Origin of the sequence: uncultured Winogradskyella sp., from assembly GCF_963975125.1 — a bacterium.
In the GTDB taxonomy this organism is placed as follows: domain Bacteria; phylum Bacteroidota; class Bacteroidia; order Flavobacteriales; family Flavobacteriaceae; genus Winogradskyella.
The window spans coordinates 1-16,387 of record NZ_CAXBGB010000034.1 but is presented as its reverse complement, the minus strand read 5'-3'; the positions used below and the strand labels follow the sequence as shown (position 1 = coordinate 16,387).

The following is a 16,387-nucleotide window of genomic DNA, read 5'->3' as shown; positions in this document are numbered from 1 at the left end:
TATGGAAAATCATAACATTTCGGTAGGTTTAGATATAGGAACCACAAAAATTGTGGCCATGATTGGTCGCAAGAATGACTACGGCAAAGTTGAAATTTTAGGTGTAGGTAAATCTAAAAGTATGGGTGTGCATCGTGGAGTAGTAAATAATATTACCCAAACGATTCAGTCTATACAGCAGGCTGTGCAAGAAGCTGAGGCAGCAGCATCAGAGAAAATTGAAGACGTGACTGTAGGTATTGCAGGTCAGCATATACGTAGTTTACAGCATAGTGACTATATCACTCGTGCTAATTCTGAATTGGTAATTGATGAAGGTGATATTGATCGTTTAATCAATCAGGTGCACAAACTAGTAATGCTTCCTGGAGAAGAAATTATTCACGTATTACCACAAGAATTTAAAGTTGATGGTCAGGCAGAAGTTAAAGAGCCAATTGGTATGTATGGCGGACGACTTGAAGCTAATTTTCATGTTGTAGTTGGGCAGGTATCTTCTATTAGAAATATTGGGAGATGTATAAAAAGTGCTGGCCTACAGCTAGAAGGTATAACCTTAGAACCATTAGCTTCAGCAAATGCTGTATTGAGTAGAGAAGAGAAAGAGGCTGGAGTGGCTTTGATTGATATAGGTGGAGGAACTACTGATTTAGCAGTATTTAAAGATGGCATTATAAGACATACAGCTGTGATACCTTTTGGTGGAAATGTAATAACTGAAGATATAAAAGAAGGCTGTTCAATTATCGAAAAGCAGGCTGAACTTTTAAAAATGAAATTTGGTTCTGCTTGGCCAGGTGAAAATAAAGACAATGAAATTGTTTCTATTCCTGGTTTAAGAGGGAGAGAGCCAAAGGAGATTACATTAAAAAACTTGTCTAAAATAATCCATGCCAGAGTTGTTGAGATTATTGAACAAGTTTATGTTGAAATAAAAAATTACGGTCACGAGGAGCAAAAGAAAAAGTTAATTGCTGGCATTGTATTAACAGGAGGAGGAAGTCAGCTTAAGCATTTAAAGCAGTTAGTTGAGTATATCACAGGTATGGATACCAGAATTGGATACCCAAACGAGCATTTAGCTGGCGACAGTGACGAGGATATTGCAAGTCCTTTATTTGCAACAGCAGTAGGTTTGGTAATGGATGGCTTAAAGCGACAAGAGAGAAAGAGAGCAGATGAGATAGAAGAGTTAGCAGCATCTGAAGTTGAACAAGCAATTGAGGCTGAAAATGAAGTCGTTGTAGAGGAGCCAATAAGAGAACGTCGTTCGTTCTTAGATAAGCTAACAGAGCGAGTTAAAGAATTTTTAGATAACGCAGAGTAAGGCTGAAAGTTAAGAAAATGTTCAGAGGACAATTTTTAATGAAAAGCCAGTGAAGAGGAAGTGCATTAGATAAATAAAATTTGATGATTTAGATAATCATTGAGTATAGATAAAATAAAGTAGAGTTATAAAATATAAAATCCCTTAATCACAATTAATATGAGTAATAGCAACGAATTTGGAAACATCTCATTTGATTTACCTAAACATCAATCTAACGTCATTAAAGTTATTGGTGTTGGTGGAGGTGGTAGTAATGCCATTAACCACATGTTTCAGCAAGGTATCAAAGGTGTTGATTTTGTGATCTGTAACACTGATGCACAAGCCCTACAGAATAGTGGTGTTCCTAACAAAATTCAACTAGGTGTTGCCTTAACAGAAGGATTAGGTGCAGGTGCAAATCCAGATGTTGGTGAGCAAGCAGCTATTGAAAGTTTAGAAGACATTCGTAGAATGTTAGACACCAACACAAAAATGGTTTTTATAACTGCAGGAATGGGTGGTGGTACAGGTACTGGTGCTGCTCCTGTTATTGCTAAGATGTCTAAGGAATTAGATATTCTTACAGTTGGTATAGTTACTATGCCATTTCAATTTGAAGGTAAAATGCGTAACGAACAAGCGCAGCGTGGTATTGAGAAACTACGTTCGCATGTAGATTCGTTAGTTGTAATAAATAATAACAAACTTAGAGAAGTCTATGGTAACCTAGGGTTTAAAGCAGGTTTCTCTAAAGCAGATGAGGTATTATCTACAGCATCAAGAGGTATCGCAGAAGTAATAACACATCACTATACACAAAATATTGATTTACGCGACGCTAAAACAGTATTGAGTAATAGCGGAACAGCGATAATGGGGTCAGCGACTTCGTCTGGGCAAACCAGAGCGCAAGAAGCTATTATGAAAGCTTTAGATTCACCATTGCTAAACGATAATAAAATTACAGGAGCTAAAAACGTATTGTTGCTAATCGTTTCTGGTTCACAAGAAATTACGATTGATGAAATCGGTGAAATTAATGATCATATTCAAACCGAAGCAGGTTTTGGAGCCAATATAATTATGGGAGTTGGCGAAGATGAAACACTTCAAGAATCTATTTCTGTAACTATTATTGCTACAGGATTTGATATAGATCAGCAAAATGAAATTTCTAATACAGAAACTAAGAAGGTAATTCATGCACTAGAAGAAGAGTTGATAGAAGAAGTAAGTACTCAAGAAAGAGAACCAGCTATCATTACACCAGATATTGTGTTAGAAGAACAAAAAGAAATGCCAGTTGTACGTCATACTTTAGTAGATGAGGAAGCGATAGAGATCAAAGTTGAAACTAACTCTGGTATGAATTTAATTCCGACGACAGAACTTCTTCGTAATATGAACGTGGTTTATGATGAAGTATTAGATGCAAAACCTCAGGTAGAAGCGCAACCTGAAGAATTCGTCATTACACCAATAGAAAATAAAGCAGATACGATTGAAGAAGAGCAAGAAGAACAAATTACACTAACCTTTGATTTGCCGTTATCTAATAAAGAACCAGAGCAAATAGAAGAACCAGAATCTCAAGAAGAAAAGATGTTCTTTAGTTTAGATGAAGAGGTTAAGGATATGGATGTTAATGAGCCAATTGAAATTATTTCGGTAACTGAAGTTAATAAAGAAGGCGAGAAGCGTTATGCACTCGATGATTTTGAAACTTTCGAATCTACTATGAATACAAAAACTGAGGGAACAGAAGTAAAAGAAGAAATAGTTTTTGAGAAGAAAGTATTACCAGTTAGAGAAACTGAAGAAGTTATACAGGAAGAGATTGATCCTATGAATAGCCCAATCTCAGAATTACTAATAGCGCGTGCCGATGAGCGCAGAAGAAAAATGAAAGATTTCAACTATAAATTTAATAATGCCAAAATAGATGAAATTGAAAAAGAGCCTGCTTACAAAAGACAAGGTGTTAATTTAGAAGATGCACAGCATTCTTCGGAAACCAGTGCTTCAAGAATGTCTGTTGGAACAGATGATAATGATGACATTCAATTACGAAGCAACAATTCATTTTTACACGATAACGTAGATTAATAGCAAGTTTAAGTTTTGTGTTAACACACCAAGTCAAAAGCCCAAAAAGCATCTCCAACTTTTTGGGCTTTTTGTATTCATTATTTCCGTTTTAGATATGTTATTTTGGTATCAGTCATGGGAAACTTTTTAGTATCTTCGCAATTCCATTAAATCGAGATTATTATGAGTTTACAAGATGATGTAATGACTGCTATGAAGATAGCTATGAAAGAGAAAGACCAAACGGCTTTAGCTGCTCTTAGAGCAGTAAAAGCAGAGATTTTATTAGCACAAACGTCTTCGGGTGCTAAAGAAGAACTTATAGAAGAAGAAGAGATTAAAATTTTGTCTAAAATGGTAAAACAACGAAAAGATAGTGCCGCAATTTTTTTAGAACAAGACCGTAAAGATTTAGCATTACCTGAGATAGACCAAGCAGAAATAATTAGTCAATTTTTGCCAGAAGCACTTAGTGAAGAAGAAATTGAAAAAGTTGTTGTTAAGACTATAGATCTAATTAGAGCAGAAGGCATGAAGGATATGGGTAAAGTTATGGGTATGGTTTCTAAAGAATTGGCTGGCCAGGCAGATGGTAAAACTATTTCAATGATTGTTAAGGCAAAATTGTCTTAAAAATGTATAATAAAAGAGATTCCTGTTTTTGAAGGAATATTAGGCCTCGTAGTTCAACTGGATAGAATATCAGATTTCGGCTCTGAGGGTTGGAGGTTCGAATCCTCTCGAGGTCACGAATAAATAGTTTAAAAAGAAAAAACGCCAAGCTTGCTTGAGCGTTTTTTCGTTTAAACTATTTTCAAAGCGGAGCTTTAGAGGATGCGTAGCAATCCTATAAAGTTTCGATTTGTATTAAATCTTAGATAAATTAAGAGAGCTTGCTTAAGCGTTTTTTCGTTTAAACTATTTTCAAAGCGGAGCTTTAGAGGATGCGTAGCAATCCTATAAAGTTTCGATTTGTATTAAATCTTAGATAAATTAAGAGAGCTTGCTTGAATTTGTAAGTGAAGACTTTTTGTTTTGAAAGCGGAGCTATAAAGGATGCTCAACAATTCTCTGCGAAACGATTTGTTATACTATATTTCAACCCACTTGAATATACAATTAGATTTTTTCTATATTTAAGCATGATCTGCCCTCTACAAATTGAAGCGCCTGGAATGAACCCAACCCTAAAACTGATTTTTTTAATCATTTTTTTTATAGGCATGGCTATGGTAGTATTAAGTCGGTTTTATGTTTTTTTCGAGCAGCAATATGCTCTAAAGAAGAAAAAACCGCTTTTCTTAAATGCTATTGTATTTTCAAATAAAATTTCTGATACGCAGCTGCAAATTTTAAAAAGTAAGTTTTCGTTTTATAATAGACTTAATAATAAAGAGCAAGATATTTTTAGACATAGAATAGCTACTTTTATTAACACAAAAACATTTGTTGGAAGGGAAAGTATTGTTCCAACAGATGAAATGAAAACCTTAATAGCATCAACAGCAGTGATGCTAACTTTTGGTTTTAGAAATTACCTTATAGACATAATAGAAACCATTATAATTTATCCTAAGAGCTATTATTCGCAAATCAATGAAACGTATCATAAAGGGGAAACAAATCCGCAGTTAAAAGCTATTGTATTTTCGTGGCAAGATTTTGAACTTGGCTATAAAATAGGTGATGATAATCTTAATCTCGGGATTCATGAATTCGGACATGCAATACATTTAAATGCTTTTAGAAATGATGATATAAGTAGTCTAATATTTAATCAAGGATTTGAAAATCTTACCAATTATTTACATAAGCATGAAACAATTAGGCAAGATTTAATTACCTCTAAATACTTTAGAGCTTATGCATATACCAATCATTTTGAATTCTTTGCTGTGTTACTAGAGAATTTTATTGAGACTCCAATTGAATTTAAATCTCAATTCCCTGAGCTATATAGTTATATGAAACAGATGTTAAATTTTAAGCTCTTAGGATACTAATGACTATTAAATAAAGCCTTATTTTTAGGCATTAATAAAATTCATTAATGAATGAAAAGAATATTGGTGACAGGTGGAGCTGGGTTTGTGGGTTCACATCTGTGCGAACGTTTACTAAAAGAAGGAAATGAAGTTATCTGTTTAGATAATTATTTTACAGGCTCTAAGCGTAATATAGAACACTTAATGGATCATCATTATTTTGAATTAGTACGCCATGATATAACAAACCCTTATATGGTGGAGGTTGATGAAATTTATAATCTAGCATGCCCTGCATCTCCAGTTCATTATCAGTACAATCCTATTAAAACGGTTAAGACTTCGGTAATGGGAGCTATTAATATGTTGGGTCTGGCTAAGCGCGTTGGTGCTAAAATCTTGCAGGCTTCTACAAGCGAAGTTTATGGAGATCCTACAGTACACCCACAGCCAGAGAGTTATTGGGGAAATGTTAACCCAATAGGATTACGGTCTTGTTATGACGAAGGAAAGCGTTGTGCTGAAACCTTGTTTATGGATTACCATAATCAAAACCAAGTTAATATTAAGATTATACGTATTTTTAATACTTATGGACCTAGAATGCACCCACAAGATGGTCGTGTAGTTTCAAATTTTATTATGCAAGCGCTGAGAGGAGATCCTATTACAATTTTTGGGGAAGGAACTCAGACTAGGAGTTTTCAGTATATTAATGATTTAGTAGAAGGCGCACATCGTATGATGAATAGTCGAGAGGGTTTTATTGGTCCTGTAAACATTGGAAACCCAATAGAATTTACGATGCTAGAGTTAGCTCAAGAGATTATTGATTTAACAGGTTCTAATTCAAAAATAATATATCTACCCTTACCACAAGACGATCCTATGCAACGCCAACCAGATATAAGTTTAGCAAACAAAGAATTAAATGGTTGGACTCCCAAGGTTAACTTAAGAGAAGGGCTTAGCTATACGATAAATTATTTTGATAAGTTACTTAAAGAAGAATAGCATACTTAATTATAAGAATTAAAAAAAAGGGGTGTCAAATTTAATTGACACCCCTTTTTAATATATTGAAAAGGGTATTCTATAATAAAAATATGGCTTGTAGATGCGCCTGAAAGTGATTGTTATCAAACCCACTATCTTTAGGATTTAACGCAAATTTTGCTATAGATTGTGCTCTTAAGCCAAATGTTCTTCTGTGATTTAACCAAAATAAGACACCACCACCTAAATTGGCAGAAATATTAGTGTTTTCTATATGGAAAAAACCTACACCTGCATTGGCATAAAAGTCAATCCAATCTGCATTAGGGAATATATGCTTTCCAAAATAGTACTTTGCATAGGTGTCAAAAGAAATGTATGTATAATCTTTCGTTAGAATTGCACCATCAATCATATCATTTTCAGAAAATGAATTTAATGTTATAGATTGTTCTATAGACAAACCAGAAGTCCAACTTAATTCAACAGCGGCAGAAATAGGAAGATTAAATGCCCAATCATCAGGGCTGTTAATTGGAGATTGAGTTCCAATACTATTAATAGCGTTTACACCGATACTTACAAACCATTCCTTATCATCTACTTGTGCAAATGAGCTAAAAGTAAACGTTAAAAATGCAGATACTAGAATTAATTTTCTCATAAAAAAAATATTTATTTAGAGACCAAAGTTAAGCTTTATGGATTACAAAACAAATATTGAAGAGAAGTTATTGTAAATACAATAAAATAAGATTATAAATTATTAATAGTAGATAGAAAATGTCTGTAGATGCGCTTCCGATCTTTAATTATTAAATTTCTATAGGATTTGTTTCTCATAAAAAAATAGAGACGATGACATAAAATTTTTATAAAACTGAGAAACGTTAATAGTTGGTTCCAAGATTTATAAAACGTGGTATGATTTAATTTATAGATGTAAAAGGAGGTTGATAGGTTAGACTTTGTTTTGGTGGTTATTTTTATATCATTAAAAAAGAGACTTGTGTATTTAAAATAGCGCTTAATTATTTTGTAGTTATACCAATTAGGCTTGGTATTATAATCCCTTTGCAAAACTATTGTGTCATAAGCAGAACGTAAATTTATACTATTGTATAAAGTACCCTTATCGTTTACTTGATAATTAAGAATATTATGCATTAAAAGATGAGTTTGTGAAGGAATTGAGATGTTGTTTTTTTGTCGTTTTTTCAATAAGATATTCTCATTTTTAAGTTCCTCAACTTTATACGAAACAAATAATTTTCTATGTATCTCAACCGCACAGATGTGGTCTTTAGGTTTTAATCTTGGTAAATGTTTATGCTCAAAAAACTGTTCACCAAGTGTTTGTTCTATCGGTATATAATCATTGTCTTTAAGTATTTTATAGGCACTATCTAATTGATTGTGCGCAACTAAAATATCAATATCACCAATCATACGCTCAGCAAAATCTTCGTAGTAACCTGCAGCTATTAGAGCCGAACCTTTTAAAAAGGTATGATCTATATGATGCCTATTAAGAAGTTGCGCTATAGAATTTACTTGTTTTAATATAGATTTGTTTCTATTTCTATTTATTGAAGTAATTTTATCCAAATAGGTTTTTAATTCTTCGGGCAGTGTATGTAAGAGTTGTTTTGATTGTAATCTACAATAGATTGCAGGTAATACTAAATGTCTGCTTCCTTCAACCACGATAGCATCCCAATCGAATGCAGTATTACTTAAGCTTTTCTCTAATTTAGATTTTGAAGTTTCAAAACTTAGGATATTTGCTATATGTTGATATGTAATGGCAAGATTTCCCATTGATGATAGAATTAAACACTAAATATAAGGTATTATTAGTTTTTATTAAGTTGTTTAAATAGCTTAGATAATTCTGCAGTTACACTTTTTGTATCACTATAGGTTAATTGGTAGATATTCAGTGTTTCTAACCAATCTAAAAATTCTTTAGCGTGAATTGGGTTTGGTGATAACCAAGAATCTGGAATGAGTGTTTCTAGTAGTGTTTTAATAGAAGCGCGCTCTAGTAATGTTTTAGACATGTCCTTGTAGTTAACTATAATTATAGCATCACAAGGATAGGAGTCTTTTTTTGGATGTTTACATGGCATATACTTTATAAGACCTTTACGCTTGTTAAATTGCACTATTGGTAAATCTTCAAAAGTTTCTACAAGTGGTTGTAGTAAGTTAAAGGCTCCTTCTTTTATTGATATAGCTGAAGGGTTATGGAATATTTTTTTTATTTGAGAAAGCATTGGAGAAACGTCATCGGCAAGTAAATTAAAACCAGCAGAAGCTAATAAAGCACATAATGTACTTTTGCCTTTACCAGATTCGCCAACGAAAAGGATTGATGTATTGCCATCAGTTATAGTAGAACCATGAAAAGTTCCTAACCAATCTGCCTCGTTCTTATTATGGATTGTGCAGAGCAATTGCATTATAAATTTACCTTGTATAAGGTGATAATCGTGTTTGGGAACACAAGAAATTAATTGCTCATTTTTATATAAATGTAATTGTCCATTTTTTACATAAATATCGAAAGTAATTTGAACACTATCACTTGTTTTTATCGTGTGATGCGCTAAAGCCGGATGTATTGTATTTAGAACCAATTCGGAATCATAATAGATTTGAATCGTTTTTCCTTTAATTAAATAGTGTTTTAATAGGGATCGTTTTGTTAGGTCTATAACATCCAATCTTTCTAATGCTGCAGTAATAGTCTTATTACAATTATTAAGATAGGTATGTATATTTTCTAAAATAGTATTTGGGTTAGAAAACTTATCTTCGAGTGCTAATTTTGAAACGAAGATCTTTTTATTTTTAGATTTTAGGTAACTATCTAAAAGTCTTTTAAATTCAGGTTCAACAATACTATAACTATTAGATGCTTCGTACCACAATACCCAATATTCACCAAACAAGCGTTGATATGTTGGTGCTAAGCTATTATTCAAAATGATGTATGAAAATTAACCGAAAGGATTCCCTCCTGGATCTGGTGGAGATGCAGATTGAGCTTTAAGAGGATTTAAAATTAAAAATGTTCCAGCTGCTGTTAATGCCGCATATTTCCCCATTTTTTTTATGGCGTCTTTACGTGTAATTTTATCTGTGTTGTTTTCTTTCTTCATGGCGCTTACCGTAAATTTAATTCAAAAATAGTGAAATATTTTATTTATTAAAAAAAACCTTGGTAATAAAAATAATTTTTAATTCAGTTTTAGAGTTTGTTATACTTAAAGTTAATCATAGTTTATGATTAACTAATAATAAACGCTTTGTGAACTTACGTAATTTTAATTAAAAAGGTTTTATTTTATTATTATTTTTTCTGATTTGTTTTGCGAGTCATTACTTAATGTAACAACATAAACACCTGTACTTAAGTTATTTATATTAATAGAATGGCTTGTTTTAAATGCTTTTAATTCCGCTGTCTTTACAAGACGACCTTGTATATCATAAATATTTGCTGCAGTATCACTAAGAAGCTGGCCACTAATAACAATTGTTTTCTCTGTTTGGTTGGTAAAGATGTTTAGGTTTTCTAAGGTATTTTGCGAAATAGATAAGGCATTACTAGAAAAACGCAAGTAAAAACGACCAGTACCACTAAGATTAGAGGTAGGTGTTAAAATATAATTGCTAGAGGTTAACATTGTAGATGTATTGGCAACCGTGTCGTCTAAATAAACATTAACCGTATTTGGTAAAGTCGATTCGCTAATACTAAATGTTAGCTGTTCTCCTTCATTGGCGTTAGTACCTAATGCAATAGTAGTATTTTCATAATCAGTTTCACCTAAGGCTTGTATCGCAAAAGGTAAACCATTATTATTTTCTACTAGATGAGAATAAATTGAAAATGCAGGTGCTGTACCTCCAAATAAACTAGTATCATAGCCTGGATCTAGACCTAAAGTAGAGAATTCTGTAAAATAAATATCGGTATTAAAATTATTTGTAGCGGAAGTCATTTCTAATTTAATAGTAGTAACCGAAGAAGTTGAGCGTGTAGTTACAAAATCATCAGTTGTTCCTATTGTTCTCATATTTGGATTAAATGCAACAGAGCCAACAAGTTCTTTAGAGGCTACAAAAAATCCTTGACCTGGTGTGATTAAAGTACCTGGATTTGCTAAATCGAATGCCAGATTCCAAATTGTCCAGCCATTTGAAGCTGTACCATCGTAGCCGTAGATACCAGCACTACTTGTATTAAACTGACCATTGTTTATACTCAAAAATTCAGACAGAGTAATATAAGAAGGATAAGGGTTTCCTATTAAGTTCCATTTACTGCCACTAGCAGGTATTGTAATGCCTTTGTTTATTATACCTTGCTCAACACTACCTGTAAATGTGTAGCTACCTCCATCAGTAGAACCTGTACGATAACCAGTGCCAGATACAATTGAAACAGCATCATCTGTAGTTTCTTCGTAGTTTACATAATCATTAACACTACTATTATCAAATGGGCCAAAAAGATAAAGTGTAGGACCACTATCAATAGTACCAGAAAGAATATTACTATTCGCTGCTCTTAAACTTCCAAATGTCATACCAGATAATGGCGGACTAATTAAATCATTAGCTGTTGTAGAAATTCCTGGGCTTGCTGCAGTATTAACTTGCCTCATATAGTTTACAGTACCAGTTACGCTTCCGTCCACTATTAAACTAGAATACGAATTTGAAATAGATTTTAAAGTAACATCGGCTGTTAGAGAACTCTCAGCAGTTAGAGAAGCACCAGGATTAATAACAACTCTTTTAACTGTAATGGCTGTGCTTGAAATGGGTTGATTAGTCGTATTAGGAATAAAAACAGCATGATTTCCATTAGGTAATCCTTCAGACCAATTAGAGGCGATATTAAAATCAGTACTAGTGACTCCTGTCCAAGTATTTGGGTAGCTTTTATAACTTGTGTAGGTCATCGCATCAAATCCAGGATTTACAACGCTAATACCATCTCCAAAAGCCTCATTAGATGAAAACATGTTAGATCCTCCATCATTTGGATTGCCATAAGTAATAACAAAATCAAATTTGTTTAAATTGGTGAGTCCAATTTGCGACCAGTCAAAACTAAAAGTAAAAGAGGCAGCTCCAGCAGATGCAGGTGTACCAATTCCGCTAATAAAATTTAACCCATTAGAACCAACAGAGCCTGTTGTAGGAATTTCCCATAAACCACCAAAACCTGTGTTTATGGCAATGGCATGTGTAGCTTCAAAACCAGTAGGGAAACTTAGGTTTGCAGAGTTCGTGTTTGATATTGCTCTTCTATTAGGATCTGCTGTATCATTAACATTAGTGTCAATAAGAGTTCTTCCATTCTCACCATTGGCAATATACATTACCATGGAATCATTAAAACCACCAACTCCTTTTGTGAACGTAAAGGTTATTGTAGTGCCATTATCATCAATACTCATTGAGGCACCACCAATTGGACCTCCAAATCCACTATTTCCATTTCCAGTGTAACTAATTTGCGAAAACCCATTATTTGTAAATAATAAGGAGAAACATAATGTAATTACTAGTAGGTATTTATTTATCATGCTAAAAATCATTTAAGTTAAAGATAAGGGAATATAACTCTAATTTTGGTTTATTAAAAAAGCGAAAACGTTTGCGTGTTAATAAATTGTGACTTTTAATGGATTTCTATTTTAGTAAAAGAGATAATTATCATTAAAAAAGCACTCTTTCATTTTTTTTAAATTTGAATTTAATATATAATTACCTTTTTAGTTTTGTGATACGTATCGTTAGATAATTGTACAATATAAATACCAGATTGAAGCGAACTTACATCTATGCTCTGAGATATCGAGTCAGAATTTAATAACCTAGAAGTTACTAACCTTCCTTGTAGGTCATAAACATTTGCTGTTGTTGTTTCTAATAATTGTCCGGTAATAACCACAGTTCTATCAATTTGGCTGGCATATATATTTAAGTTGTTTAAGTTGTTTTGCGATATGGATAATGCACTCTCGGCAAAACGCAAGAAGAAGCGTCCACTTCCACTAAGGGCAGAGGTAGGTGTTAAGAGATAGTCGCCAGAGTTTAATAGTGTGCTGGTACTTAAAACAGTATCATCTAAATACACATTTACAGTTGTTGGTAATGTCGTTTCAGAAATACTGAAAGTAATCTGTTCACCTTGTGCTGCATTAACACCAAGTGCGATTGTAACATTATTATAATCGGTTTCACCCAAAGCTTGTATAGCAAAAGGAATTCCTTGATTATCTTGTACTAGATGAGAATATAAAGAAAATGGTGTAGCACTACCGCCATACATACCAGCATCATATCCAGGATTTAAACCTTGTGTTGCATCATTAGTAAAGTAAAAATCGGTATTAAAACTATCATTAGATTTAGATAGTTTTAAAGTTGCATGGAAAACAGAATTGGCACCTCTTCCTTGAATAAAATCATCACCTCCACTAGAAAGCCTCATAGCAGGTGTAAAGTTTAATTGTCCAGTATTATTTGAAGCCACAAAGAAACCTTGTCCAGGCGCAATGTCAATGTTGGTGTTTTGTATACTGTTAATAATTGTCCATTTACGACTAGTAGTGCCATCGGTATTATCGTTATAGCCATAGATAGCGTTAAAGTTAGGATTTAGAACTGTTTGGTCAATAGCTCCTCCGTTTTCAGTAAGAAATAATTGAGCATCCATATAACTTGGATACGGATTCCCTACCAAATTCCATTTATCAATAGGGTCATTACCAAGTGCATCAAAATCTGTAGTAGTCACACTACCAGTATTAACACCTCCTCTAAATGTTAAGGTAGTTCCGTTAAGACTATTTGTTGCAGCTCTAAAACCTTTTCCTGTTGTCAATGGTTTATCATTATCATAATTCAAGTTATTTTGGTCTGGGCTGCCAAATGGGCCATCAAGACCAATTGAGTAAAGTAAATACATATCACTATTGCCATTGTCAAAAGGGCCAAATAAATATTCTATTTGGTCATCATTAGGTGGTGTAGGATTATTATATAGATTACTGTTTTCTGGATCGCTACCAGCAAAATCGAAAAATGTTAATCCGGTTAGAGGTGATGCTATAAGATCGTTACCTCCAGGTAGTGCAATATTATGATTATTTACAAAACGACGATAAGTAACATTGTCAACAATGGCTCCTGCTAAACTGCCGTCTAAAATAAGACTAGAATAAAGACCAGAATTAGATTCTAAGTTTAATGAAGATGCAGTTAAAGTATAGCTAGACGGAATATTAACAGCAGCTCCTGGGTTTACAAAAACATTATTAAGGCTTACACTTGCAGCTAAAGTATATTCGCCACTTACAATTAGGGCATTATCAGAACCAGTTGAGCCGTCGGGAGCAGATGGAGACCATGCACCATCAATATATGTGAGACCATTATACACGCCTTCTATCTTAAAATCATCAAATGCAATTTCTTCACCACCTGAATTCAATGAAACGGTTATTCTTAAATCTAATAATGTTCCAGTAGATCCGATTGATTTTTCAAACTCATTAAAAGTACTTGTTAATAAAGTACCATCTCCAGGGCCAATGAAATCAGTGTCTTCTAAAAAATTAGTGTTACTTGTAGTGCCATCGTTTTTAAAGGCTAATAGGTCTTGCCACCCACCAGAATCAATTTGATACTCAATTAAAACAAAGTCTGCAGCATCTATACCTCCGCCAATAGAAGCAAAAGAGCCTTTAAAATCAAGGTTAGAAAAAGCACCGATATTAATTCCTGTCCACGTTAATTGACTAGGTGAAGCACTACCTACCCAGCCGCCATCATCAATATCTTGGCAAGCAAAGAACGTTCCATTGCCACCCAAGTAAGACTCACTAATATTAACTCCATCAGTTATTTGAAAATAATCTTGACTACCATCATTACCTTCTCCTCCAATAGTAACAGCGTATTGTGAGTTGTTATTAAAAGGCTCGGACCATACTGGTGCTTGAGGTGGTGCAACATCATTTTCAGTAATGGTTAAAACAAATGCACTATTACTGCCAGAAGCGGCATTATTTCCGCCAGTTACGTTCTGAATTGTAAATGTTAATGTTTCATCACCTTCAAAGACCATATCATCGGTAACCGTTATGGTTAGCGTCTGGTTGGCAGATGTATTTGCAGGGAATGTTACAAGTTGTGTTGTGTAATTATTAATATCTGAGGCATCACCATCACCACCTGTTAAAGCTACATTAAAAGATGTTGCATTAATCACATCCGGATTAGTTATTGAAAAGGTTAAGTCTGTAGTGCTTACACCTTCAGAGACAGACACAGGTGTACCAAAAAATTCAACAGAGGTATCAGTACCAGCTCCAAATATCTGCCCTGTATTTATATTGCCAGCCGTTGCCGTTGCCGGAGCTTGCCAAGCAAAATCACTATAAACTGTACCTGTGCCATTTAATTGTAGTGACTGACCAACAGGTGTTGAATTAGTTTCGTTAACGCCAATATCGGTTGAAGTTTGACCGATAGCAATTCCATTGGTAGCCGTAAAACTGCCTTCGTATGATAAAAATTGAACGACTGTTGAACCATTGTACACTAAGGCTAAGCCATCTGGCGCACCATTTTGCATACTACTCGGTACTATTTTCCACACAATAGTGTACCCAGAATCGGTGCTGGTTGTTGCACCAGTACTATAATCAATTGTGCCATAAGAAGCTCCATTACTACCATTGTAAAGTACTACTGTCCAATTTATTAATGGATAGGTAGCAACATCTGCAATAACGATCTCCACGGCTTCATTTATGTCACCGCCTCCATCATCATAATGGATTTCATTTATCCAAGCATCAGAACTTGTCTGCCCAAACCCTAAACCAGTTACTAAAATTGCAACTAAAAAAATGTAAAAATTCTTCATATATGTATGCTGTTTTTAAGCTTTATAATTCACGAAAACGTAATAGTTCTATTTTGTATGAGTCGTATTACATATTTGTTCAAAAAAGCGAAATTAAATGTTTTTTAACGTTAAATATTTAAAAATAAGTTAAGTATATAATAGAAATTATCACAAATATAATAAAACATAACAACGGTTAATAGAATTAGTTATTAACAAACTATTAATATATATTTAGATAAACCGTTGTGTATTTGATGTTAAAGAAATGTTGAATACCATAATTTGAGTGATTTTTGATAAAAAATTAAACGTTATCATGCTTAGCAAAATTTTCGGGAATCTATTTTATAAAAATAAAATTTTTGTTCTCAATACTAATTTTACCCGTTGTGGAACTAGCATAAAATGAACTCGAATTGACCAAATTTAATCAAATTTTAAAATAGGTTAAGACACTTGTTTTTAAATTTAAAAAGTACAATACGGTTTTATAGTCTTGGAAATGTTTTAGATTTGTAATAGTTAATCTAATTTTGGCTCACTTTAGATGAGCTTAGTATCATTTTATGGGTAAAGTTGCATTTATTACAGGAGTTACAGGGCAAGATGGTGCCTATCTCAGCGAATTTTTATTAAAGAAGGGCTATATAGTACATGGCTTAAAACGGCGTTCTTCATTATTTAATACAGATAGAATTGACCACCTCTACCAAGATCCGCATGTAGATCATAAAAATTTCTTTTTGCATTATGGAGATATGACGGATAGTACCAATCTCATACGTTTAATAAAAGAAACTCAACCCGACGAAATCTATAACTTAGCAGCGATGAGCCATGTTGCTGTATCGTTCGAAATACCAGAATACACAGGTGATGCAGATGGTTTAGGGACGTTACGTATTTTAGATGCTGTTCGTTTACTAGGTTTAGAGCAAAAAACACGAATTTATCAGGCATCAACATCCGAGTTGTATGGTAAAGTGCAAGAAGTACCTCAATCTGAGACCACACCATTTTATCCGCGTTCGCCTTATGCGGTAGCAAAGATGTATGCTT

Annotated in this window: 12 protein-coding genes and 1 tRNA gene; 7 read left to right on the top strand and 6 right to left on the bottom strand. The window is 33.5% G+C overall.

Annotated features, from left to right (window positions below; all coding sequences use genetic code 11):
* Position 1 precedes the first annotated feature (1 nt).
* From ftsA to AAC053_RS06695, 6 genes are all read left to right on the top strand, one after another.
* A complete protein-coding gene (gene ftsA, locus AAC053_RS06720; protein WP_339754440.1) occupies positions 2-1,327 on the top strand; it encodes a cell division protein FtsA in 1,326 nt (441 codons plus the stop codon).
* A gap of 159 nt (positions 1,328-1,486) precedes the next feature.
* A complete protein-coding gene (gene ftsZ / locus AAC053_RS06715; RefSeq protein WP_339754437.1) occupies positions 1,487-3,418 on the top strand; it encodes a cell division protein FtsZ in 1,932 nt (643 codons plus the stop codon).
* 165 nt (positions 3,419-3,583) lie between these two features.
* Positions 3,584-4,033, top strand: coding sequence for a GatB/YqeY domain-containing protein (locus AAC053_RS06710; RefSeq protein ID WP_339754435.1), 450 nt, complete (start codon positions 3,584-3,586; stop codon positions 4,031-4,033).
* Positions 4,034-4,075: 42 nt separating this feature from the next.
* Positions 4,076-4,149: transfer RNA gene (locus tag AAC053_RS06705), tRNA-Arg, on the top strand.
* A 426-nt stretch (positions 4,150-4,575) separates the two neighbouring features.
* Entirely contained in the window at positions 4,576-5,403 is an 828-nt protein-coding gene (locus AAC053_RS06700) for a zinc-dependent peptidase (protein WP_339754433.1), read from the top strand.
* Positions 5,404-5,454: 51 nt separating this feature from the next.
* A complete protein-coding gene (locus AAC053_RS06695) occupies positions 5,455-6,399 on the top strand; it encodes a UDP-glucuronic acid decarboxylase family protein (protein ID WP_339754431.1) in 945 nt (314 codons plus the stop codon).
* A 79-nt stretch (positions 6,400-6,478) separates the two neighbouring features.
* Here the strand turns inward: AAC053_RS06695 and AAC053_RS06690 are convergent, their stop codons facing one another.
* The 6 genes from AAC053_RS06690 to AAC053_RS06665 all read right to left on the bottom strand — a co-directional run bounded on the left by AAC053_RS06690 (position 6,479) and on the right by AAC053_RS06665 (position 15,343).
* Entirely contained in the window at positions 6,479-7,045 is a 567-nt protein-coding gene (locus tag AAC053_RS06690) for a hypothetical protein (RefSeq protein WP_339754428.1), read from the bottom strand.
* Between the two features lie 92 nt (positions 7,046-7,137).
* The gene (locus AAC053_RS06685; protein WP_339754425.1) at positions 7,138-8,202 is read right to left on the bottom strand and encodes a nucleotidyltransferase family protein; all 1,065 of its coding nucleotides are present in this window, start codon (positions 8,200-8,202) and stop codon (positions 7,138-7,140) included.
* A 35-nt stretch (positions 8,203-8,237) separates the two neighbouring features.
* On the bottom strand, positions 8,238-9,371 hold the full coding sequence (locus tag AAC053_RS06680; protein WP_339754423.1) for a hypothetical protein: 1,134 nt from the start codon (positions 9,369-9,371) through the stop codon (positions 8,238-8,240).
* A 15-nt stretch (positions 9,372-9,386) separates the two neighbouring features.
* On the bottom strand, positions 9,387-9,548 hold the full coding sequence (locus AAC053_RS06675; protein ID WP_339754420.1) for a hypothetical protein: 162 nt from the start codon (positions 9,546-9,548) through the stop codon (positions 9,387-9,389).
* A 180-nt stretch (positions 9,549-9,728) separates the two neighbouring features.
* Positions 9,729-11,990 (bottom strand): T9SS type A sorting domain-containing protein, encoded by a 2,262-nt coding sequence (locus AAC053_RS06670; protein ID WP_339754417.1) that lies wholly within the window; start codon positions 11,988-11,990, stop codon positions 9,729-9,731.
* 170 nt (positions 11,991-12,160) lie between these two features.
* Positions 12,161-15,343, bottom strand: coding sequence for a T9SS type A sorting domain-containing protein (locus AAC053_RS06665; protein ID WP_339754414.1), 3,183 nt, complete (start codon positions 15,341-15,343; stop codon positions 12,161-12,163).
* A 551-nt stretch (positions 15,344-15,894) separates the two neighbouring features.
* Here AAC053_RS06665 and AAC053_RS06660 point away from each other — a divergent pair.
* A partial coding sequence (locus tag AAC053_RS06660) for a GDP-mannose 4,6-dehydratase (protein WP_339754411.1) occupies positions 15,895-16,387 on the top strand: 493 nt, incomplete at its 3' end.

Excerpts from the sequence above, each read along its gene's own strand:
- ftsA (WP_339754440.1), top strand. The coding sequence starts at position 2 with ATGGAAAATCATAACATTTCGGTAGGTTTAGATATAGGAACCACAAAA.
- ftsZ (WP_339754437.1), top strand. The coding sequence starts at position 1,487 with ATGAGTAATAGCAACGAATTTGGAAACATCTCATTTGATTTACCTAAA.
- AAC053_RS06710 (WP_339754435.1), top strand. The coding sequence starts at position 3,584 with ATGAGTTTACAAGATGATGTAATGACTGCTATGAAGATAGCTATGAAA.
- AAC053_RS06700 (WP_339754433.1), top strand. The coding sequence starts at position 4,576 with ATGAACCCAACCCTAAAACTGATTTTTTTAATCATTTTTTTTATAGGC.
- AAC053_RS06695 (WP_339754431.1), top strand. The coding sequence starts at position 5,455 with ATGAAAAGAATATTGGTGACAGGTGGAGCTGGGTTTGTGGGTTCACAT.
- AAC053_RS06690 (WP_339754428.1), bottom strand. The coding sequence starts at position 7,045 with ATGAGAAAATTAATTCTAGTATCTGCATTTTTAACGTTTACTTTTAGC.
- AAC053_RS06685 (WP_339754425.1), bottom strand. The coding sequence starts at position 8,202 with ATGGGAAATCTTGCCATTACATATCAACATATAGCAAATATCCTAAGT.
- AAC053_RS06675 (WP_339754420.1), bottom strand. The coding sequence starts at position 9,548 with ATGAAGAAAGAAAACAACACAGATAAAATTACACGTAAAGACGCCATA.
- AAC053_RS06670 (WP_339754417.1), bottom strand. The coding sequence starts at position 11,990 with ATGATAAATAAATACCTACTAGTAATTACATTATGTTTCTCCTTATTA.
- AAC053_RS06665 (WP_339754414.1), bottom strand. The coding sequence starts at position 15,343 with ATGAAGAATTTTTACATTTTTTTAGTTGCAATTTTAGTAACTGGTTTA.